Below are 23,185 nucleotides of genomic sequence, written 5' to 3' on the forward strand. Positions count from 1 at the left end.
AATCGCCTTACGGCAAAGTAATGGTCAGGTTAGCCGCACGCGGCGCCAGTTTGACAATGTCGCTATAACCGGCAATGCTGGACGCCGTGGCGCGCGACAGCATGGTGTTCAAACCGAAATAACCGCCTAGCCCGATCAGCGCAAACACCGAGCACAGCGCCCACAGCGGCACTTCGTTGCGCAGCTTGTGGCTGACCTGATCCGGCCGCTCCCAGTGCGGCGCGAAGCCGGCGCTTTTGCCTTTCATGCGAGCGATTTCGTCGCCCAGGCGCGCAGTCAGGTAGTTCAGTTTTTCCGGGCCTTCGATAATGTATTTGCCTTGAAAACCAAGCAACAGACACATGTGGAAAACTTCCAGGGCCTGCAAGTGCAACGCACCTTTTGCGCGCAAATCTTCAAGACGCGTGAAGAAATGTTCGCCGGCCAGCTGGTCGCCGAACAGGATCAGCTGCAGTGGCCGGCGCGCCCACGACTCGCGGATATTAAATTGCGAATGCAGGATATTTTCGTCGACCGCCGCGCAAAAGGCGTACTTGGCTGCGTGGACATCTTCCGGAGAGACATCCAGTTTTTTTGCGCCGCGTTCAAAGTCGCTCAGGAAACGCTGCATTTTCGCCGTGAAACCGGCTTCATCGACCGGCGCGCAACGGTTCTTCAGCAAAAACAAGGCATAGAAACCGTCATACATCAAGTCCAGCAATGAATTGGCTGAAGTGCTGCTGTCAGCGGCGGCGTATTGTCCTTGGCCCTGGCCGGAAGCCATGTCGCCAAGCAAGGATGGGGCTGATGTTTTGTTCATGATGTAACCGCTAAGAGCTCAAGTTTAAGGTCGTTGATGCCGGATGGTACATAGATCGAAATCGATTGCGCCTGCAACATGCGGTCGTACAGAGCACCCTTGTTTTCCAGCGCAAAATAATAGGTGTCGGGCCGCACCGGCAATGCTGCAGGAACTTGCGGCGAATGCGACAGCTTGACGCCGGGCATTGCCGACAGCACGAATTTATCAACGTCATCAGGAGCGCCGATCTTGAAGCGCAACGGTACGATATCGACCAGTTCGATGGCGGGCATGCTGGCGTTGACCGCCAGGTAGAACGCCGTCTTGTCATCGATTTTGCCGGAGTCGAGCATGCCATGATGGTGCGAAGGCTTGTTTTCCGACAGCGCGATCGAGAAGTAACGCGACGAAATCACCGTGTCCAACAACTCGCGGATGATCGTGTCCAATTTGGCGAAACACGGACCAGGATCCTGATGCTGGTACACCGGCAGATCGGACAGCGCGTAGCTCTTCGAAAACGTCATCAGCGCGCCCGCCAGACTCAGCAATTGCTCGTACAGGCGCTCGGGATGAAACGATGGATTATGGAAATAATGTGTCAATGCGGCGAACGCCGAACTGGCCGTGTGCAACAGCCAGAACGAAGAGATATCGCCGGAACGGAATTCGATCACATTCTTGCTCGGCTCGCGGTGATGGCCGTACAAGGCGCTGACTTTGGCCTGCAGCGCATCCATCAGCCGCCGCAGCTGGATATACAATGCCGGCGCACTGCGGATCGTCAGGCTCGGAGCGACAAAAGTCGGATCAGGCTCGAAGCCGCCGGTCGAGATGCGGCGCAATTTGATCAGCGGAAAACTGATCAGGGAATCGCGCGGTTCGACTTCCGACACCAGCCGTACCGACTTCTTGAGATAAGTCAGCTCTGCTTCCGCTGCCTGTGTGAACAAATCCGGCGTCGCCGAATTATTTTGCGCGTAACGGGTCGAGTTGCTGGTCTGGCCCAGAGGCGAAAAGTTGCCGCCGAAGCCCTTCATATAGGGCAGCGCAGCGTAGTAGGTAATGGTTTGCTGGGCGTGCGGAATATTCACCAGGTCGACCACTTCCGGCAAGTCGTCCGCCTCCGGCGCCTTGTAGATTTCGCCGTCCTGGAAAATGACCGACAACTCCGACAAGCGCAAAGTATTGTTGGCCAGCGCATCGCGGTCCAGCTGCACCGACAGCACTCCCCAAGCGTAAGGATGCAAGGCATTGGTGGTTTCATGCAGGCGATTCTCGTGATACCGGTCCTGCTGCTGGAAATGCTGAGGACGCAAGAACAAGCCTTCGCCCCATAAAATTTTCGATGTTCGATTCACGTATTTGACTCACATGTAAATTTGCTCAAACCATCATCATGCAGTTGCCGGTAAACAGCTGGCCGGTCAGCCGCATGGGGCCGGGGTTAAAAACTTGCTGGCGCCGACGTCTTCCGCCACCGTGATGCCGGTGCCGACAGTCAACGCGCATGCATGCGCACCTAAAGTTATACCGGATTTTTCAGCCTGCTCCGCTGGAAATGTCAATTTCCAGCGTTGTGCGGCCGGTTTTCTAAACAAGGCAACAATGCCCACGAAACCCGCTTCCCTGGGGACTTTTTCGCTAACTTCATAGCGCTGCCCAGGCACCAGGGTAATTTCCTTAACTTCGACCAAATCTGCTCCCAACGTATCCTTTTCTTTCTGCGGGTTAGTAAATGTATCGTAAGTTGCCTGTTGGAATGCACCATTTTGTCTTAACTTATATACTCTGACGACAAGTGCAAGCGGTGCGCCGCCACTATCTGCATTCAAATTGGTGCCGGCGTGCAGCTTGATGGCAATGGTCCGCGGCGGCTTCTGGGCGTCAGGAATTTCCGGTTTGGTGATACCTGACATTTGCAACACGGAGCTGGCGATCGAGCCAACCGCCGAGACGGCGCCTGCTGCGCAGCCAGCCAGACTGAGTACAGCCGCCAGCGATGCCAAGAGATAGAGAGGTCGCATTATTGATTGTCGTCTTTATTTGAGTTGCAAAAATATCGAATAGATAATACTGTCTAGCGTAATATTTTATTACCATTATTGTACAGAATAACAACAGCATACTAGTTGCCTTCTAGACATATAGTACGTGTCTGAACTAAACTTGTTGCAATGGTGTAACCAAAGTTAACAAATTTTGATGTAGATTGGCAATATGATATCTGCATCCGCCAGGTTTTGTTAAGATTTGGGCTATTTAAAAGTTGCCACATAGAAAGCGAGTTTAAGATGAGTCAATGGAAGAGTAAATTTATCTACGGCATGGCATTGGCATGCTTGGTAAGCGCATGTGCAACAACCCCGCCACCAGTGGTGGACCCTGCAGCCAAACTGGACGCCATCGTAGCTGAAGCGGACGCGGCTCAAAAAGCCGGACAAACCGACAAGGCAGTCAAATTGCTGAAAGACGCGACCGGCGCGTACCCTGCAGACAAAGCGCCATGGATCAAGCTTGCGCAAATCAGATTCGATGCAGAAAACTACGGCGATGCCATCTCCTATGCGCTGGAAGGTTTGCAGCGCGATCCGAAAGACAAGGTTGCCAACAGCATCGTCGCTGTGGGCGGGCTCCGCCTGTCAACCAAGGCTTTGAACGACCTGCGCACACAAAACGATTTGAACGGCAATGTGCGTAGCGAAGCACAAGGCCTGGCAAAAATCCTGCGTGAAAGTCTGGGAGAAACCGTACTGGTGCCGGCGCGTCCAAAGGTGGTAGCACGCCCTCCAGTCGCCAAAAAAGGCGCGGTAGCGACAAAACCGGGCACAACGCCTGACCAGCCTGCTAGCGGCGACGGCGCAAATCCATTCGGATCGTTGCAGTAACTTAAGTGAATCCTGATCCTGCACGGCAGGACCAGGGCTTGATTATTCGGTAAGCATCAGTGGGGGTTTTATGGCCAAAAAAGAGAGTACTCAAAAACGTTTGCAGAAAGTGCGTCCGCCACGGGTGCAAATGACGTATGACGTTGAAATCGGCGACGCCATCGAGCAAAAGGAATTGCCTTTCGTGATGGGCGTAGTGGGCGACTTCAGCGGCAAATCAGATGTGGCCCAGGCCAAGCTGAAGGACCGCAAGTTCGTCAATATCGACAACGATAATTTCGACGAAGTGTTGAAGGGCATCGAGCCGAAAGCCACTTTCCGTGTGCCGAATCATCTGAGCGACGCCGGCGGCGAATTCGGGGTTGAACTGAAATTCAAGTCGATCGACGATTTCCGTCCGGAAGCCGTGGTGCAACAGATCGAACCGCTCAGGCAGTTGCTCGAAGCGCGCACCAAACTCGCGGATCTGCGCAACAAGCTGGCCGGCAACGACAAGCTGGAAGACATCCTGAACGATGTGCTGAACAGTACCGAAAAGCTGGCGGCGTTGAGCAAGCAAACCAAAAAGCAAGGAGACTGAGATGTCCTTTCAGCACAACCCTGCAGCGGCGGCCAGCCCGGCGGCGGCAGAATCCGGTCTGCTCGACCAGATCGTAGAACAGAGCAAAGTCGCCAAGTCCGGCGCCGAACACGACCGCGCCAAAGATATCATTTCTGAGCTCGTGAACCAGGTCATGCAAGGTACCGTCGTGGTATCGGCCAACCTGTCGGCCACCATCGACGCCCGCGTGGCAGAACTGGACCGTTTGATTTCGGCGCAAGTCAGCGCCGTCATCCATGCTCCTGAGTTCCAGAAACTGGAAAGCAGCTGGACCGGCCTGCACTACCTTGTGTTCAACTCGACTACCGGCCAGAACATCAAGATCAAGGTCTTGAACGCGACCAAACGCGAGCTGGTAAAAGACTTTCAGGCGGCACTGGATTTCGATCAGAGCGCCATTTTCAAGAAAGTCTACGAAGAAGAGTTCGGCACGTTCGGCGGTTCGCCATTCGGCGCCCTGCTCGGCGACTTTGAAATTACCCGGCAACCGGAAGACATGTATTTCGTCGAGCAGATGTCGCACATCGCGGCCTCTGCCCATGCGCCTTTTATCAGTTCGGCATCGCCGGAATTGTTCGGCCTGGAAACCTACAGCGAACTCGGCAAGCCGCGCGACCTGGCCAAGGTGTTCGAGACCGTCGAATATGCAAAATGGAAGTCTTTCCGCGAATCGGAAGATTCCCGCTATGTCGGCCTGACCTTGCCGCGTTTCCTGGGCCGCCTGCCATTCAATCCGAAGGATGGCCAGACTGTCGAAGGCTTCAACTTCGTGGAAGACGTGGACGGCACCGATCACTCCAAATACCTGTGGTGCAACGCCGCTTACGCGTTCGGCACCAAGCTGACCAAGGCATTTGAAGATTTCGGCTGGTGTGCTGCGATCCGCGGCGTCGAAGGTGGTGGTTTGGTGGAAGACTTGCCGACCCATACTTTCAAGACCGACGAAGGCGAAGTTGCGCTCAAGTGCCCTACCGAGATCGCCATTACCGACCGCCGCGAAAAAGAACTGAGCGACCTCGGTTTCATTTCGCTGGTGCATTGTAAAAATACCGACTACGCCGCCTTCTTCGGCGCACAATCGGCCCAGAAAGCCAAGAAATACAATACCGATTCGGCCAATGCAAACTCGGTGCTGTCCGCCCAGTTGCAGTACATCTTCGCCGTATCGCGTATTGCGCATTACATGAAATCGATGATGCGCGACAAGATCGGCAGCTTTGCTTCGGCAGGCAACGTGGAAGACTTCCTCAACCGTTGGCTGACCCAGTACGTTCTGCTCGATGACAATGCCAGCCAAGAGCAAAAGGCGCAATTTCCGTTGCGTGAAGCCTCAGTGCAGGTATCCGAAGTACCAGGACGTCCGGGTGTCTACCGCGCAGTTTCTTTCTTGCGCCCGCACTTCCAGCTCGACGAACTTTCAGTTTCACTCCGCTTGGTCGCAGAATTACCGGCGTCAACCAAATCTTAACTTAATTGAATAAGGGGTATCACCATGGCAATCGACGTATATCTGCAAATTAACGGCATCAAGGGCGAGTCGACCGACAGCGCCCACAAAGACTGGATCGAATGCAAATCGGTGCAGTGGGAAGTACTGCAACCGAAGTCGGCGACGGCATCGACCGGTGGCGGCCATACAGCCGAGCGTTGCGAACACAAGGACATCGTGATCACCAAGATCGCCGATCTGGCCACGCCATTGCTGCTGCAAAACTGCTCATCCGGCAAAACCATCGACAGCGCAAAGTTCGAATTCCTGCGCGCTGACGGCAAGGGCGACCGCATCAAGTACTTCGAAATCGAACTGTCGAACCTGCTGATTTCCGATGTCACTCCATCTGTTCAAGAAGGCGATGTACTGAGCGAGTCAGTCAGTCTGAAGTACTCCAAAGTCAAATGGAAGTACACACAGCAAAAAATCGGTGGCGGCTCCGGCGGCAACACTTCCGGCGGCTGGGATCTGTCGACCAATAAAGTCGTGTAATTTTTTTGTATTAGCAATGAGAGCCGTGGCGTGCTGCGGCTCTTTTTTTCTCTGAATGGTATGCGATGAAGGGTTTCACGCCTGGATTGTTTGACAGACTGATGGGCGGCGACAATACGCCTGCGCAATCCGATCTGGTAGTGCGCCTGTCCATGGACTCCTTGAAAGACGCGGTAGCTCGCGATCTCGAAGCCATGCTGAATACGCGCACAGTGATTCCCGAAGACATACTGAAGAATTTCCCCGAATGCAGCAAGTCGATATTGACTTACGGCTTGAACGATTTTTCCGGCATGAGCCTGGCCAGCGTGGATGACCGTGCGTATATCTGCCAATGCCTGGAACAAGGCATTGCGCGCCACGAACCGCGCTTGAGAAACGTCAAGGCTTCGCTCGAACTGCGCGAAGGATCGATCAACCGTTTGAATTTTGCGATTGCTGCCATGCTGGTGGTCGGACCCGCCAAGGAAGCCGTGAGCTTCGACGCCGTGCTACAGCCATCTACCTTGCAATACTCAATCAGCAGAGCACGCCGCGCGATGCGCATGGACGGTTAACGTGGACGAACTACTTCCCTATTATGAACGCGAGCTCGGTTTCCTGAGACGCTATTCGCGCGAATTTTCCGAGCGCTACCCCAAGATTGCCGGGCGCTTGCTAATGTCCGGCGAAGTCTCGGAAGACCCGCATATCGAGCGCATGATCCAGTCGTTTGCACTGATCAACGCCCGTACTTCGAAACGGCTGGACGACGATTACCCGGAATTCACCGAAGCCCTGTTCGAGGTGCTGTATCCGCACTATCTGCGCCCTTTCCCGTCTTGCTCGATCGCCCGCATGGACTATAGCGTCGCGGCAGAGCAGTTGACCTCCGCCATGCCGGTGCCGCGCGGCACCGAGCTGACCACGCGCCAGGTCAGAGCCGTGGCGTGCAAATTCAAGACAAGTTATGAAGTCACGGTAGCGCCGGTGCTGTTGTCCCACGCGGTCTTCGATCCCATTATCGAACCGCCGGATGCCGTGCTGTTGCCGCCGGCCGCCAGTTCGCGCATCGGCATCACCTTTGAAAGCATTGCGGAGCAAGCCGGTTTTACCGAGCTTGGGGTCAAGACCCTGCGCGTGTTTATCGACGGTGAACCGTCGTTTTGCGCAGCGCTGCGCGACACACTGTTCATGCGCACCGTGCGCGGCTATGTGGAAGCCGGCAAGAGCGGTAAATGGCACGCAGTGAACAAGATTCCGGTCACGCCGGTCGGCTTTGAAGAAGAGGAATCGCTGATCGATTTTCCGGCGCGCTCGCATCCTGCCTATCGGCTGCTGACCGAGTATTTCTCCTATCCCGAGAAATTCAATTTCTTTGACGTCGATGTCGCCGAACTCACCAAGCTGCTGCCAGCCGGCTGCAAAAAATTCACCTTGCATCTGGTGCTGTCCGGACTGCGCGCCGATTCCAACACCGCACGCATGCTGGGCACCTTGTCGACCAACAACCTGCTGCTAGGCTGCACTCCTGTCATCAACCTGTTCAAGCAACGCGGCGACCCGATCCGGCTGACCCACACCAGCGCCTATTACCCGGTGTTGGGCGATTCGCGCCGTGCCTACGCTTACGAAGTGCATTCCATCGATTCAGTGCAACTGGTGCGGCAAACGCCGGAAGGCGAATCGATCACCGAATTCCGTCCTTTCTATTCGTTACGCCATGGCGAAAGCGCCGACAAAGCCGGCCATTACTGGGCCATGCGGCGCGACGAAATTGTCGCCGACAAAAGCCCGGGCTACGAAACCGAAATTTCCATCGTCGACATCGATTTCGATCCCGCCGCCATAGAAACCGACACCCTGAGTATCGAACTGACTTGCTGCAACCGTAATTTGCCGGCCTCGCTGGCGTATGGTCTGGCAGGCGGCGACCTGTTCCTGGAAGGCGGCTCGCTGGTCAATGAAATCAGCTTCCTGCGCAAGCCTTCCGAGCCCTGCCATTTCGAACGCGGCCGCGGCGCCCACTGGCGTCTGATTTCGCATCTGGCGCTAAACCATCTGTCACTGGCCAAGGGCGGCCTGGAAGCCTTGCAGGAAACCCTGACCCTGTACGATTTGCCGCGCTCGGCGATCTCGCAGCGTCAGATTGGCAGCGTTATCGGCATCGATCACAAAGCCGCCACCGCATGGCTGCCAGGCAATCCGTTCGCTTCACTGGTGCGCGGCATCGAAATCAAGGTGACCCTGGACGAGGAAGGTTTCGTGGGTAGCGGCATTCATGTGTTTGCCAATATCCTGGACCGCTTTCTCGGCCTGTATGTGCACGCCAACAGTTTTACGCAATTGGTCATCGCTTCAAAACGAACAGGTGAGGAGATACTGCGATGCTTGCCGCGCAGCGGAGATTCGAACCTAGTGTAATCCAGCGCCTGCTCGACAAGCCGCATCGCTTCCAGTTTTTCCAGGCCGTGATGATGCTTGAGTTATGGCTGAAACAAAATGGCGTCCCGCATGAAGAGGCCGTCAGCGATTTTCTGCGCTTTCAGAATACCGTGTCGCTGGGTTTTCCGCCGAGCGAAATCGAAGCACTGGAAGTGTCGCCCAAGTTGACCCGGCAATCGGTGGAAGAATTGCTGGTGGCTTTGCAGACCAACCAGCTCGACAACATCTCGCTGACGCCGGCGTTTATCGGATTTTTAGGCAGTAACGGCACGCTTCCGAGCCATTATTCTGAACGCATCGCCGCGCATCAGCTGTATGAAAAGGATCACGGACCGCGCGCCTTCCTCGATGTCTTCTCGAATCGCGGCGTGGCGCTGTTCTTCAAAGCCTGGCGTAAATACCGGCTGGAGTTCAAATACCAGATCGATGGCAAGGATAGTTTCCTGCCGCTGCTGATGGCGCTGGCGGGCCTCGGCCACCGGACTTTACGCGATCGCATGTCGGACGACGGGGAAGGCTTGCTGGACGAATCAATCGGCCATTTCGCTGCGGCGATCCGCCACCGGCCGCCGTCGGCTGCCTACATGCAGCGTGTGTTGTGCGAATATTTTGCGGTACCGATCGCAATTGAACAGTTTGTCGGCCATTGGTATAACGTGCCGGTCGACCAGCAAACGGTGCTAGGCGCCACCAACGCGACACTGGGCAGCGTGGCCATGGTCGGCGAGCGGGTATGGCAACGCGATTTACGCATGCGCCTGAAGATAGGACCACTGCGCCGGAAAAATTTTGAAAGCTTTTTGCCGGGCGGCTCCGCCGCCGTCGGTTTGCAGAAAATACTAGCAATGTTCACCAGCGTTTTCCTGGAATATGAAATACAGCTGATCCTGCGGGCGGACGAGGTGCAAAGCGTGACCTTGAACTCCGACCGCGTGGGTGGGCAGCTCGGCTGGGATACGTTTGTCACCAGCAAGCCGGAAGTCAATGATCGCACCGACGTTTGTTACGAAATTCACTCAATTTGACCATGCATGGATGGGAAGGCTTCAATGAGCATTAATCTCAAAACCTTAATCAGCAAACTGAACGACACCTCGCGCCTGGCGGCGGAACGGGCAGCGAACATCTGCGTCGGCCGCGGCCAGTATGAAGTGGATATCGAACATTTGTTCCTGGCCCTGCTGGAACAGCCAAAGAGCGACTTTGCGGTGATTGCGCACAAATGCGGCATCAGCATCTCCGCGCTGGAAAGCGATCTGCAGCATGAAATCGAGCGCTTCAAAAGCGGCAACGCCCGCACTCCGGTGTTCTCCCCTCACCTGCCCAAGCTGTTCGAGCATGCCTGGCTGATCGCCTCTCTCGACAACCAGTCCGGCCGCATCCGTAGTGGCCATTTACTGCTGGCGCTGCTGACCGAACCGGACCTGGTGCAACTGGCCTATCGCGGCTCCAAGCTGTTCATCAAGTTCAAGCTGGATGATCTCAAGCACGATCTGGCGAAGCTGACCGAGGGCTCGCAGGAAAGCACTGTTGAAAGCAACGGCACCGTCACTGAAGACGAAGGCGGCGATCCGATGCAGGAACTGACCACCAAGGGCGAAGCATCGAAAACCCCGTCGCTGGACAAATTCACCACCAACCTGACGCAGCGCGCACGCGAAGGCAAGGTCGATCCGGTGATCGGCCGCGATACCGAAATCCGCCAGGCCATCGACATCCTGATGCGCCGCCGCCAAAACAATCCGATATTGACCGGTGAAGCCGGCGTCGGCAAAACCGCGGTGGTGGAAGGCCTGGCGCTACGCATCGCACAAAAAGACGTGCCCGACGTGCTGCAAGGCGTCGAGCTGCACACACTCGACATGGGTCTGCTGCAAGCCGGCGCCAGCGTCAAGGGCGAGTTCGAGAACCGCCTGAAGAGCGTGATCGACGAAGTCAAGAAAAGCTCGCACGCCATCATCCTGTTCATTGACGAAGCACACACCATGATCGGCGCCGGCGGCCAGGCCGGACAAAACGATGCCGCCAACCTGCTGAAACCGGCGCTGGCGCGCGGAGAATTGCGCACCATCGCCGCCACCACCTGGAGCGAGTACAAGAAGTATTTTGAAAAAGACGCTGCCCTGGCGCGTCGTTTCCAGGTAGTGAAAGTCGAAGAACCAAGCGAAGAGCTGGCCTGCGCCATGTTGCGCGGCATGGCGCCGCTGATGGAAAAACACTTCGGCGTACGCGTGTTCGACGAAGCCATCACCGAAGCGGTGCGTCTGTCGCACCGCTATATCAGCGGCCGCCAGCTGCCCGACAAAGCTATCAGCGTACTCGATACCGCTTGCGCCAAGGTCGCGCTGGGCCAGAACGCGACGCCGGCCCTGATCGAAAACATCGTCAAGAAACTGGACCGGCTGGTGGCCGAGCTGAATTCGCTGGAGCGCGAATCGAATGCCGGCGGCAAGCACGTGGAACGGCTGAAGGAATTGCGCGAACTGCAGACAACACTGAATGCGGAACTGGCCATCCATCGCGAACGCTGGGAAAAGGAAAAAGCCCTGACCGATCGCATCAAGACGGCGCGTACTGAATTGGAAGCAATACCGGCTGCCGAGCAAACTCCGGCCGAAGAAAGCGCGAAGCCTTCCAAGAAGGCCGCGAAGGATAGCAAGGAAGCCCAGGAACTGGCCAAGCTGATCGAAGAATTGAAGCAGCTGCAAGGCGAAACGCCGATGGTGCCGGTGCAGGTCGACGGCCTGGTGGTGGCGGAAATCGTCGCCAGCTGGACCGGCATCCCGCTCGGCAAGATGGTCAAGGATGAAATCAAGACCGTGATCAACCTCGGTTCGCTGCTGCACGAACGCGTGCTCGGCCAGCCGCACGCCATCGAAGCGGTAGCCCAGCGCGTCCGTACTTCGCGCGCCAACCTGGACGATCCGAACAAACCCAAGGGCGTCTTCCTGTTCGTCGGCCCGTCCGGCGTCGGCAAGACCGAAACCGCGCTGGCGCTGGCCGATGTACTGTACGGCGGCGAACGCAAGCTGATCACCATCAACATGAGCGAGTACCAGGAAGCGCACAGCGTCTCCGGCCTCAAAGGCTCGCCGCCAGGCTATGTCGGCTATGGCGAAGGCGGTGTCCTGACCGAAGCCGTGCGCCGCAATCCATATAGCGTGGTGCTGCTGGACGAAGTGGAAAAAGCCCATCCGGACGTGCTCGAGCTGTTCTTCCAGGTCTTCGACAAAGGCGTGCTGGACGACGCCGAAGGCCGCGAGATCGATTTCAAGAACACCATCATCATCCTGACCAGCAATGTCGCCTCCAGCCTGATCATGCAAAGCTGCCTGAACAAGGCCGCGGCGGAATTGCCGAGCACCGACGACCTCGAACAAGCGATCCGGCCGCAGCTGGTGAAAGCCTTCAAGCCGGCCTTCCTCGGCCGCCTGAAAGTGATCCCCTACTACCCGATCTCGGATGACGTGCTGGTGGAAATCATCAACCTCAAGCTGGGACGCATCCAGAAACGCATCGCCGTCAATCACAAGGCCGAATTCAGCTACGACGAGCCGCTGGTCGAAGCCGTGCTGGCGCGTTGCACCGAAGTCGATTCAGGCGCCCGCAACGTCGACAATATCCTCAACGGCACGCTGTTGCCGGAGATTGCCGAAACCGTGCTGGCACGGATGGCAGAAGGCGGCAGCATCGCCAAAATCAAGGTCACTGCCAACAAGCAGGGACAATTCAAGTACGCGATTAAATAAAACCAGGAGAAATCATGGATGCAGCAGTCAAACAGAAAATTCTGAAGCAGTGCTACTCAAAACGCTTCGACGAGAAATATAGCCGCAAGCACCAGTACCAGGACAAGGCGACCGATGTGCGCAACTACGTCAAGCTGACGCCGGCGGATATTGTCGATTTGCTGGATACGCCTTCTGCAGCTGCGCGTGCACCGGCGCGCCGGCTGCTGCAGCTGATGCAGGGGCAGCCTTGGCTGCCTTCAGCGACAGCGCATGAGGGCGGGACTGGGGATCAGCGCGGGGTGGATAACAATCTGCACATTACGCTGAAGGTGGGGAACACGAGCTATCACTTGCGATGCAAGGAGTTGCCGGGGTTGCATGTTACCCAGATTACCGGCTAATTCGGCCTGGCCTGCTTCTTCACCCGCGGCTGAATCGCAAGCGTCAGCGCGATTTAGCCTGCCATACAATCACGTCGCCGGACATGACGGACACAAGCACATCGTGTTCATCATATTGCATTTGGTACTCTGATTGGAAATCGTAGGGCGCGGTAACCATGGATGCCGTTTCAATCAAGTTCTTTTCATTGTAATAATATAAAAAAATGGAATAGGCATCGCTGATGCCGACGCCTACGTCAGCGCGTATGTTCTTATCGAAGGCATAAAAAGTGCTCATGGCTGTCAATGCCGGCGCTTTAGCTGACTGGAATCCGAGATGATTGTAATATTTGATATGCTCGGTATGGAGAGTACCGTCTTCCCATCTAAACCTGGCTACGTCAAGCGGGATATTGACTGGTGCTGATGGGGAGATGGTGACCCTGTGCTGACCGTTAATGAAGCCGGAGCTATATGCACCCTTTAATCGCGCTTCGTAAGGGCTGGGATATTGCTTCTTCAGAAGCCGCCCCCCCGCAAAGCCGCCCATTTCATCGCCATGGGGCGGTTGATCAAAGATTGCGCCGGTAGAATATTTCCACTCTTCGATATCTTTAAGGGCCTCCTCGGCAGTCCCTAAAAAAACAATGTCGTACCTTTTCTTTTCATATGCAACTTTAATCTCGTCGAGTTTTTTCATCAACTCGGCAGTTTCAAAAATTTTCAACATATCGCTTTCCAATTCAATCTATCTGCAACTGTCAGATAGCTTTTTCCATGAGCCGTTTTCATAGCGCTTCCCGAGATCGCGTAATACGCCCTCTATGTCAGCACCTTTTCTTTCTGCATTCCTTAGAATTTTATAAAGGAATTTGTCGTTTTCGTCGCTGTGTATATGGGGTCCGGAATGGCGAGTACCGACGGCACTTGCAGCAGCAGCTCCCGGATGTCCTGGCCTTTTTTCTTGTAAAGGATTAGTCCCCCACAGCCTGGCACCATTGGCCGCATCGTCAACACCAACGTTGTTCCGCTCCAGAATCTTTCTTGACTCTACCACATGCGTATTTTTACTATTATTCTCCTGCACCATATGGTGAGGGGTCTGGCCTGGCGGAACCGGCCGGCGTGCATTTCCGAGATTGCGCCCCAGTGCCCGAGCACTCAGTCCCATGGGGTCGGCCCATGCAGATGGATTAGGTCCATACTGATACGAGTTGGTGCCGCCCAGTAGTCCGATCGGATCCTGGCTGACATAGCAGCCTAAGCATGCATCGTAATAACGGTTCCGGTTGTAATGCAAGCCGGTTTCGGTATCGTAGTATTGTCCCTGAAACCGCAACGGGTTGTCGATTGCATTGGCATACGTATCCCGCACCATCCCCCATGCCGTATAGCTTGCGGCCCATACTACTTCGCCAGCGTTGTCGGTCAGTCTGGTCGGGCAGCCATTCGGGTCATTGTGATAATGGAATATGCCATTGCTTGAGACATGTGCAGTGCCCTCAACTGTTGTAGTCTGCAGCGCAATATCGCGCTCTGGCACTACGACAGAATTACCAGCCAATACTAACCCGCCACCTATTCCCAAGCCAACGGGGATGCCTGGTCCGCCAAGAGTCGCTTGATGATTGCTCTGTTGCCGCAAGGGGACAGGTTCGATACCAAGGCCATCGCCTCCGGCCATTCCACCTAGCCTGCCGGATCTGATGCTGTCATCTTTTTTCTGTATATATATGGGCAACGACGAAGACAGCGCAACAATCCCAGCAATTTGGCGAGGCGGCGATGGCTTGACCGTGGCCTGCCGATCTATCAGCGCCAACGGAATGAAGGTCTCTGGATAATATACATACTCACGCATCTGCGGATGCATGCTTTTCAAGGCAAGCAGCCTTTTCCGGGCTGCCATCAGATCGCCGACATTGCCGGCCGACCAGACTTCTGGCGAATTCAAATCCGTATTCGCTTGCGTTACTTCTCCTAACAATGCATCCAGATCCCAAAAGAACCACGTAGTGTGGGTCTGATTACGCTTGAATACTCTCCGTCCCAGGGGATCGTAGCCATATCGGGTAATCTCTTCTCCTTGGCGACTTTCTATCAGCCGTTGATTGGCATCCCAACACAGCTGAAGCGATGCAGCGTTGCCAGGCTGCCCAGTACTTCCGCCACCAGCTGCACAACTGCTCTGGATCAGGTTACCTGCGCGATCAAATACATAATGCGTGCCCTCATGGCTACCTTCTCTGGTCCAAAGGGTCTCAGCATGTCCCTCGCCGCCAACAACGGTTCGCATTTCCATCTGCTGTATACGCGTACGCAGACGATCGCCTGCCGGATCGTTCAGAAATTCAGTTACTCGTCCGGCAGGATCGGTGTGACGCAACAGCTCACCCAGAGGGCTGTATTGATAGAAATCGCTCCCCTGTTCACTATCATGTCGCCGGATCTGGTTGCCGGCGCTGTCATACTCATAACGAGTCTCGAACAAAGGAACGTGGTTCCGCAGCACCGACTGGCTGTTCATCAGGCCTGCATCCTGGTATTGAAAACTGCGTTTGATATCAGCGCTCAGTTTCTCGGTCACCGCACGCCCTAGCGCATCCCGCTTTATCTCAATCGCTTGCTCGCCATTGATTGCAATACTGGCCACCTGATTAGCCAAGTCAAAAGTAGCAACGGTTATGTTGCCTGCACTGGTGGTGCGTGTGAGGCAGTTGCCAACCTGATCATAAAGATATTCGACACGAAAACCGTCCTGCACTTCCTCGCTCAGATGACCATAAGCATCAAATTTGCGCAGGACATGCCTATGCGCATTGCGCAACTCGATCAATTCGCCGCGCTTATCGTAACTGAAAGTCTCAAGCCATTGATGGCCAGGCCGATCGGGGTGCGGCAACATCTTCCTGACGATGCGCCCCAATTTGTCTGTGTCATAGCTTATGGTCCGTTTCAGCGGATCGCGACTACACTTTATCCGCCCTGCAGCGTCGTAGCCATATGTATACGATTGCCCCCAGTAATCAATCTCTTCAACCACCCTACCTAACGCGTCGCGTTTGAAATGATATGCTTCCTGCCGTTGATTGACGACGGTGACCAGTTGCTCTTCCGTATCGTACAAATATTGCTCGCTATGGCCGTCGGCTTGCCTGCGCCGAGCTAGCCGGCCGGTACCAAAATATTCCAGGCCGATTGTTGCGCCGTTAGTGTCCGTATATTGAACTAATTGATCTTCCGCATCATATGCGTAGCTAGTTGTGCTGTCGGGATATTCCAGCTGCAGCAAGCGTCCCTTGGCATCGTAGCGATAGCTGGCGACGGTGCCCACAGGATCGACGCTGCGCATCAGATGCCCTAACGCGTTATGTTCGGAATAGCGTTGAAAACCGAGAGGGTCCGTAAGACATGATAGATTGCCGTAACGATCAAACGCCAACGCCGTGACTGCCCCGCGCGGATTGATGAGGCGGGCCAACTGGCCGCTTGCATCGTACTCATAACGTGTGCGGGTTCCCGCAGCGGAGGCATGCCACAGCAGTAAGCCGCGTGCATCCCAATGCTGCTGCCAGCGGTGTCCCAGCGGATCAACTACTTCGGTAACATGATTGCGCTCATCGAACTCGGCAGAAACAGTGCTGCCATCCGCCTGCACCAGTTTCAGCAAATTCCCGCGTGCGTCGTACTCAAACTCGGTACGTGCCCCGACAGGATCTACTATCGCGGTAGTTCGCCCGATTTCGTCATATTCAAATATGGTAACCCCGCCCAAGGGATCGATTTCGCACAAAGGCAGCTGATCTTCGTCGAATTTGACCAGTGAAGTATGCCCGAGCGAATCGGTAATTTCCGTTTCACGTAATACAGCATCGTATGCAAATCGATAGTCTTGCAGTCCCTGTTCGCCCCATGCATGCACCACCCGCCATGCATTGTCATAGGCGTAGTAGAAGGATAATCCCAGACGGTCGGCATGACGCACCAAATGATGGCACTCGTAGTCAAAGGTACGAACGGCATCAAGTGCGTCGAGTGCGCCGACCATGTCTCGGTTCTGGAATTTATATCTCACCAGCGGGTGATTCAGTCCAGTGGCTGGATCGTGCAGGTTCAACTGATGAATCTTGCCAGCAGTTTCGTATACTTCGATAAAGCGGCCAGGCAATTCATGAATACCGCTCTCTATGATCCGCGTCAGATGGCCGTCGACACGTTCGAAACGCCAATAGTTTCCGCACAGGTCTTCGACCTTTTGAATTTGCAGCTGCAAGGCTTGATGCAAGGGCGCGACATTGGACGCAGGTTTGCGGAAAACGTAACGCAGATCGTCTTTGGTGTCGACCCGCAGTTCGTCAACGCCCTGGTTCTTGATCCAGCTCAACCGTGCCCCATCCACAAATTCGGTGACAGCATGTTCAGCTCCAGCGGCTTCGGGCAGGTGCGGAAATACTGCAGCGCCGTTCGTCTCGAAAAACAGCACCACGCCATCCGGCTCGACCTCCAGACGAAAATCCGCGGGCGTTTGCCAGCCGTAACCACACATGCCATCATGGTCGTTATTGGAAGAATAGACACGGCTCCAAGTCAGCGGCAAACGTCCCGGTATGGAAAAATCTTCATGAGAAACTGCAACGCTACCGTCGCGAATATCCACCGGCTCCGCGCGCAGCACCTTGCATTTCAAGAAACCAGGTTCCATGTTCTTGAATAGTCGTTGGCGTGCCTTCTTGAAAGCTTCTTCAGCCCGCTGAAAACCCTTGGTCTTGCGCAAAGCCTTGAACCCCTTGCCCAAGGCCGCGAATCCCAGCTTGGTGGCAATCGCCATCATGGAAATCGTCGGCGGCCCGCCGATGAAAACCGTATCCGGTATTGCCAGGTTGACCGCCGTCGGCATGCTCATCGACATATGCGGCTTTTCCGGCTTCTTCAGGCGGAACGGCGGCACCATGCCGACCACGCTGCAGTCGAGCACTGGCATGCCGAGACGTGAGAAAGGCGAATCATCGGCCAGCACGGTTTTGCTACCCATGAAGAGCTCATCGTCGAACTGCGGCCCTTCGGGAGCACGCATGGGCGGCATCCAAATTCCCAGCGGGATATGGACCGACAGTCCTCCGGTCCCGGCAATGGCACGCTTGACACCAGCCACCTGTACCGTAGCGCCGATGAACGGCAGATAATCGAACGGGTCCAGCACAATCGAAATATGCGCCGTCGGCAGCGGCCCCGGCGGCAATTGGTACATGTGGATATCGATGCCGATCTGCGGATCGAAATGTTTGGCGGCGTTGGTCATGGACGCGTCCTCGTCAGGCTGTTGCTGCGGCGCCCAGCGGCTCCACAGCATACGCGTTTGGTTGGGCAGCCGACGGCCCATCGATCACGCCTGAAGAATCAGGCAGCTTGGTGAATTGCGGCGGCTCGCTCCATTGCGGGACATCCTTGTCGAGCGGATGCTTGACCTCGGGCAGCCCGTTCCAGAGCGGATTGAGCAGCTCGCGCGCTAGCGCCACCACCTTGCGGAAATATTCGTCGCCGCCGGCAATCAGGTGTTCGCGCTCCTGGCGCTGGCGCTGGAAGCCGCTTTCAAAGTGCTGATGCATGGCGTTTTCGATTTTTTCCAGGTCGCCGGCCTGCGGCTGGCCGCCCAGCTTGGCGGCTTGCTGTTCTGCCTGCAGATGCGCAGCGGCGATCGCTGCCTGATAGTCTGTCGCACAGCGTTCCAGTTTTACGGTACGCGCCGGGTCCTGCACACGCAGCAAATCATGCAGGGCCAGGGACATGGTGGTGAGCGGCCGCTCGGCCGGACTCACCGCCTTGGCGGCGCGCAATGCCAACGCGCCATGTTCACGCGCCGGTTGCTGCTGACCGTTCTGCGCATAGCAGTAAGCGGCCATGCGGAAGCCTTCAATTTCAAACATGGGATTCGGCACGCGCTGCGCCTGCTCGGCGGCGCTGCGATAGGCTTGCGCCGCACGCTCTGGCTCTTTCGCCACCAGCCATACGCCGGCTTCGCCGAACCAGGTTTGCATGATCAGGTCGGCGCCCATTGGATGCTTGTTTTGCTCGGCTTGGCCTGCACATTCACGCGCATCGCGATAGCGCTTGATGGCGTCGGCGTAGTTTTTTTCTTTGAGATAAGCGCCGGCGACCGCCATCTGCAGCACTACCTGCTGATCCGGCCATTGTTCGCGCTGTGCGATCTGCATGGCTTTTTCGGCGCGGGCGGCGGTTTGCGCGGCGTTGCCTTTTTCCACCAAGGTGATGACATCGGTCAGGAGCTGGCGGTAAGCCACGGTTGGTCCTGCGCCGCCAGCCTGCGCTACCGTTTCGCGCGCGATATCGAACATGTCGATGGGCGCTTCGACCACTCGCACGCGATCGCCGTGGCGCTGCGCCAAAGCCTGCCAGCGCTGGTCGGACACCGTGTCTACCAGTGTCAGTCGAACGCTGGCGGTGTCCGACGCCATTGCGGGGCTGCGCAACGCAGCATCCAGCCAGGCCTCCCAAGCCGCCTGGTTACTGACGGGATGCGGCGCCAGCACTGCCGCCACGTAACGCAAATGCGCCAGCTGCGCCTTGTGATATTGTGTGAACGAGGCCAGCGTGACCATCACGCCCGAGGCTGAATCATGTTGGGGCGTTTGCGCCACCGACCAGTCTACCGTCACGCCTTGCTCACGCAGGCTGTCCTTGCTGTCGATATAATCGTCGGCCAGAGACTGGCGCAACGCGCGGCTGTAGCCAAAGCCGGTGTCGAATGCCGCCTCGAAACGCAGGAACAGATCCGGCGTGGTCCAGTCTCCAGGATGCTGTTGCATCTCGAAGAAGGCTTGCAGCATGCGGTCGGCATTGGCAGGGATGCGCCATACCAGGACCCGTACGCGTGGATCCTGGGTGTTTTCCAGCCATAGATCGCGTAGGGTATCGACTCTTTTTTCGACCGGATTCTTAGCCATGCTGGCGTCCTCTCAGTGATGCTTCAGCTATTCAGATTGATCTTGCTGCCATTGATCGACACCCCGCTGCCGTTGACCTTGATGATCGAGCCGCCGGCAGTAATCGTGATTTCTCCGCCGTCGATGCTGATGACGGCGCTGCCGACGCCCAGTTCGATCTTGCTGCCGGAAGTGATGGTTTGGTTGGCGCCGGAATAAACAGAATGCGTACCGGACACTTCGTGCTGCATGTCACCGGTTACCGATAGCAAGCGATGGCCGGTATTGCTATCCTTTACCTCGCCGGTGACGGTGCGCTGGTCGAGGCCGGTCACCGCGACGTCGCGGCCGGCGTGCATGGTGTCGCTGACGGCGCCGGTGACGGTATGCGTCAAGGTACCGGTGATGTCTCTTTTCCAGTTGCCGTTGGTATTGCCGCTGTAGTTGCCGATCAGCGTGCTGCCGTAATCGCCGGTGATGTTTTCGTTATAGCCCGCCGCGGTAATCGTCCGCTTCTGGCCGGCGTGGTAGGTCTGCGTCACCGCGCCGGTCACAGTTGCGGTATCGGTTCCGGTGACGGTGCGGGTATCGGTGCCGGTCACCGTCGCGCCGCGGTTGCCGCCCACCGAGATATCCTGGTTGGCGCCGACATTCAGGCTGTGGTTGACGGTAACCGTGGTCGCTTTGTTGTTCTTGACGGTGCTGTTGTGATCGTTCAGCACCGTTACCGCCATGTTGCGCTGGGCGTGCATGTTGATCAATTCGCCGCCGGCCGAATCGTGCATGGTGACTTCATTGAAACCAGCGCCGCGCACCGTTTTCGAGCGCATGCCGCTGACCTCCTGGCCGAACGGCGGCATATTGTCGGCGTTGTAGACGCGGCCCGTGATGATGGGCCGGTCCGGATTGCCATCAAGGAAATCGACTACTACTTCCTGGCCGATGCGTGGCGCCGAAACGCCGCCCATGCCGGCGCCCGCCCAGGGGCTGGCGACCCGTACCCAGCAAGAGCTTTGGTCATTGAACTGGCCCAGCCGGTCCCAGTGGAACTGCAATTTGACGCGGCCGTATTTGTCGTGCCAGATCTCCTCGCCCTTCGGCCCCACCACGGTTGCCGTTTGCGGTCCCGGCATGCGCGGCCTGGCGGTGTCGCGCAAAGGACGGAAAGGAATCTTGCGGCGCAAGGCGGTGACCTCGACCCGGTAGATGCAATCCTGGGCTTCGCTGAAATCGCTGGAAAAATTGTTGCGGGCGTCATGCGTGACTTGCAAGGCAATGAAGCGATGCTCGGTAGCGTCGTCGCTCTCGTGTTCAAAATGGCCATTCAGATCGAAATAGCGGCCCACAACCAGTTCCCGATAAGTACCGGCGCCTTCGAACAGTTTGGTTTGCCAGCCGGCCTCCTCGGCCCGCACCGCACTGATTTGCTCGCCAACCGCGCTATTGCCGTAGCTGGCGGAACCGTCGTAGGCATAGCGTTCAAACTGCGGCAAGCTGCCGCGCGGCGCAGCGGTCTTTTGCTCCACCGCCAGCGGATTGCGCGGTTGCTTGAAATCGAAACTCTTGATGCTGTGCACCGCAGAGCCGATTCTGCGGCGCGGCCGCCAGTCATCCAGGACGTCGCTGGCCTGCAGTTCCTGGTTCGGCTGGAAGCGTATCGTAGCGTCTCTTTGCAGCGGCAGGCACTGGGTCGAATCGTCGGCCAGCACCAGCTTGTGGCCACTCTCACTGTGCTCGAAACCATAGTAGATGCCGGCGTCCTCAAGCAGGCGCGAGACGAAGCTGAAATCGGACTCGTTATATTGCACGCAGTAAGACAGTTTCGGATAGCGGCTGGCAATCAGATCGAAGCGATAGTCGGCCAGCTGGCCGTACTTGCGGAACACTTCCTCGGCGATATCGAGCACCGACCGGTCCTGGAACACACGGCAATTGCTGGCGTAATCGAGGAAGGAAAACCACGGCGCCAGTTGCGCCTGATAAGTCGCCATGCCGCCATCGCTGCCGGTGCGCGCGAACTCTTTTACGAAGCCATGGAAGTGCCGCTCATCAGACTGCGTCTGCATGGTCAGCAAAATCGGCTGGCCAACCAGCTGCTTGAGTTCCACCTGATCGTAAGGCGAGAGTATATCGAGCGTCAGGTCGAATGGCTTGGATAAGGCTTCACTGCCATGCAGCCGGTGCACCAGCAGCAGGTCGGCATCCAGCGGCGTCTTGATCCGAACCAGGCGCCGGTCTTGATTGAAGCGGCCCACGCGGGCCAGCAATGCAGAGGCGTTTGGATACATGTGCATTCTCCGTTTCGCAAAAGGAATGGCTCTGCCTGCGACTGCTGTGCAAGCCATGATCCCGAATGAGTTTGGCGCGAACCTCGATGCGCCTGGACACTTCTGTGAAAGACTGAGCAGTAATATTATTGCTGTAATGCAATTATATCAATAATTGGAGATGCTGCGACATTTCGTCACAATAATTTACATTGGTGGCATGACTGGCGCATGAGGTGAGGATTTAGCGATGATGCAGCGCGGCCGGCCAGTTGCCGGGGCTGGCCGCGAGAAGGTAGTAGCGGGAACAACAGCGCAGATGGCGATGCATGGCACCGCCCTGCTCAAATTATGACAACGCGATTATTGCAATGCGCCAAATGGCTTGGCATCGCCACCGGCATCGGCGGGAGTAGCGGCTTTGGCAGCGCGCACCGCTTTTTTCCTTATCGGATGATATACCTTCGGTTTTGCCTCAGCGACCGCAGCCGGGTCGACTACGGTTTCGCCCAGGCTTTCACGCAGCAACTTTGTCTGGCTTTGTGCATCCGTCAGCACCGTGCCATTCAGATCACTCTGTGCGCTCAGGTCATTCAAGGCTTTGATCGACAGTTTGAGGCTGCTCAACGCCACCACGCCGCGCGCGTATTTGTCCACCGGATCGCGCTGCAGCACTTCGGAAGCGTAAGCCAGCGCATCGCCATAGCTACCGGCGTCGTATTTGATCTGGGTCATGCGGACCCATGGCGTTTTCTCGGTCGGACGGGCTTGCGCTACATCCTTGAGGACTTTGATTTCCTGGTCGGCTGCCGTGTTCTTTTGTGTCGTATCTGCAACAGCTGGAGCAGCGGCAGCAGGTGCTGCCGACGCCGCCAATGGCAGCATCAGGCAGGTCATCGCAACACTGCTGATCAATCTGGTTTTCCAACGATTCATAGCTTTACTCACTTTCCTAAAAATATTAAAACCGGGGCTATATAACCAAGCCGTTTTAAATATGACAATCATAGTCGGCTATTGACCAAGGGCGACGACTATTGGCGTCCGATTAACAAATTACCTGATTAGTTACCTATCTCAGATGCCATATTTTTTAGCACAAAACTATCTGCCGAGTCATTCCCGCGAACGCGGGAATCCATGTTGAATCAAGTACTTAAGTTGGATCCCCGCGTTCGCGGGGAT

General features: G+C 56.3%; 17 protein-coding genes. 9 read left to right on the forward strand and 8 right to left on the reverse strand.

The features are described 5' to 3' along the window. Positions 1-7: 7 nt before the first annotated feature. The 3 genes from icmH to tssJ all read right to left on the reverse strand — a co-directional run bounded on the left by icmH (position 8) and on the right by tssJ (position 2,808). Positions 8-763 carry a type IVB secretion system protein IcmH/DotU gene (icmH, locus tag ABI171_RS08400; RefSeq protein ID WP_348092132.1) on the reverse strand — a complete coding sequence of 252 codons (756 nt, stop codon included), beginning with the start codon at positions 761-763 and terminating at the stop codon, positions 8-10. A 32-nt stretch (positions 764-795) separates the two neighbouring features. Continuing rightward, entirely contained in the window at positions 796-2,142 is a 1,347-nt protein-coding gene (tssK, locus tag ABI171_RS08405; protein WP_348092116.1) for a type VI secretion system baseplate subunit TssK, read from the reverse strand. 66 nt (positions 2,143-2,208) lie between these two features. Then, positions 2,209-2,808, reverse strand: a complete 600-nt coding sequence (gene tssJ, locus ABI171_RS08410) for a type VI secretion system lipoprotein TssJ (RefSeq protein ID WP_348092117.1) — start codon at positions 2,806-2,808, stop codon at positions 2,209-2,211. Positions 2,809-3,075: 267 nt separating this feature from the next. On the opposite strand from tssJ, the gene ABI171_RS08415 reads away from it, so the two are divergent. The 9 genes from ABI171_RS08415 to ABI171_RS08455 all read left to right on the forward strand — a co-directional run bounded on the left by ABI171_RS08415 (position 3,076) and on the right by ABI171_RS08455 (position 12,810). Then, a complete protein-coding gene (locus ABI171_RS08415) occupies positions 3,076-3,669 on the forward strand; it encodes a tetratricopeptide repeat protein (protein WP_348092118.1) in 594 nt (197 codons plus the stop codon). Between the two features lie 70 nt (positions 3,670-3,739). Further along, positions 3,740-4,249 carry a type VI secretion system contractile sheath small subunit gene (tssB, locus tag ABI171_RS08420; RefSeq protein ID WP_348092119.1) on the forward strand — a complete coding sequence of 170 codons (510 nt, stop codon included), beginning with the start codon at positions 3,740-3,742 and terminating at the stop codon, positions 4,247-4,249. A 1-nt stretch (position 4,250) separates the two neighbouring features. Next, a complete protein-coding gene (gene tssC, locus ABI171_RS08425) occupies positions 4,251-5,738 on the forward strand; it encodes a type VI secretion system contractile sheath large subunit (RefSeq protein ID WP_348092120.1) in 1,488 nt (495 codons plus the stop codon). A 24-nt stretch (positions 5,739-5,762) separates the two neighbouring features. Beyond that, positions 5,763-6,254, forward strand: a complete 492-nt coding sequence (locus ABI171_RS08430) for a type VI secretion system tube protein Hcp (RefSeq protein ID WP_038491337.1) — start codon at positions 5,763-5,765, stop codon at positions 6,252-6,254. A 65-nt stretch (positions 6,255-6,319) separates the two neighbouring features. Next, complete coding sequence (gene tssE / locus ABI171_RS08435; protein ID WP_348092121.1) at positions 6,320-6,811, forward strand: type VI secretion system baseplate subunit TssE; 492 nt, start codon at positions 6,320-6,322, stop codon at positions 6,809-6,811. Between the two features lies 1 nt (position 6,812). Next, positions 6,813-8,657, forward strand: a complete 1,845-nt coding sequence (tssF, locus tag ABI171_RS08440; RefSeq protein ID WP_348092122.1) for a type VI secretion system baseplate subunit TssF — start codon at positions 6,813-6,815, stop codon at positions 8,655-8,657. Next, a complete protein-coding gene (gene tssG / locus ABI171_RS08445; RefSeq protein ID WP_348092123.1) occupies positions 8,621-9,703 on the forward strand; it encodes a type VI secretion system baseplate subunit TssG in 1,083 nt (360 codons plus the stop codon). Before tssF ends, tssG begins: the two co-directional genes overlap by 37 nt. Positions 9,704-9,727: 24 nt before the next feature. Further along, positions 9,728-12,427 carry a type VI secretion system ATPase TssH gene (gene tssH, locus ABI171_RS08450; protein ID WP_348092124.1) on the forward strand — a complete coding sequence of 900 codons (2,700 nt, stop codon included), beginning with the start codon at positions 9,728-9,730 and terminating at the stop codon, positions 12,425-12,427. 14 nt (positions 12,428-12,441) lie between these two features. After that, positions 12,442-12,810, forward strand: a complete 369-nt coding sequence (locus ABI171_RS08455; RefSeq protein WP_348092125.1) for a hypothetical protein — start codon at positions 12,442-12,444, stop codon at positions 12,808-12,810. A gap of 43 nt (positions 12,811-12,853) precedes the next feature. Here the strand turns inward: ABI171_RS08455 and ABI171_RS08460 are convergent, their stop codons facing one another. The 5 genes from ABI171_RS08460 to ABI171_RS08480 all read right to left on the reverse strand — a co-directional run bounded on the left by ABI171_RS08460 (position 12,854) and on the right by ABI171_RS08480 (position 22,936). Next, complete coding sequence (locus tag ABI171_RS08460) at positions 12,854-13,522, reverse strand: hypothetical protein (protein ID WP_348092126.1); 669 nt, start codon at positions 13,520-13,522, stop codon at positions 12,854-12,856. 18 nt (positions 13,523-13,540) lie between these two features. Continuing rightward, the gene (locus ABI171_RS08465) at positions 13,541-18,091 is read right to left on the reverse strand and encodes an RHS repeat-associated core domain-containing protein (RefSeq protein WP_348092127.1); all 4,551 of its coding nucleotides are present in this window, start codon (positions 18,089-18,091) and stop codon (positions 13,541-13,543) included. A 13-nt stretch (positions 18,092-18,104) separates the two neighbouring features. After that, positions 18,105-19,754, reverse strand: coding sequence for a hypothetical protein (locus tag ABI171_RS08470; protein ID WP_348092128.1), 1,650 nt, complete (start codon positions 19,752-19,754; stop codon positions 18,105-18,107). A gap of 23 nt (positions 19,755-19,777) precedes the next feature. After that, on the reverse strand, positions 19,778-22,021 hold the full coding sequence (gene tssI / locus ABI171_RS08475; RefSeq protein WP_348092129.1) for a type VI secretion system tip protein TssI/VgrG: 2,244 nt from the start codon (positions 22,019-22,021) through the stop codon (positions 19,778-19,780). Positions 22,022-22,363: 342 nt separating this feature from the next. Then, positions 22,364-22,936: a hypothetical protein gene (locus ABI171_RS08480; protein WP_348092130.1), complete on the reverse strand. Its 573-nt coding sequence runs from the start codon at positions 22,934-22,936 to the stop codon at positions 22,364-22,366. Positions 22,937-23,185: the final 249 nt, after the last annotated feature.

The organism is Collimonas sp. (genome assembly GCF_039923675.1).
Classification (GTDB): domain Bacteria; phylum Pseudomonadota; class Gammaproteobacteria; order Burkholderiales; family Burkholderiaceae_D; genus Collimonas.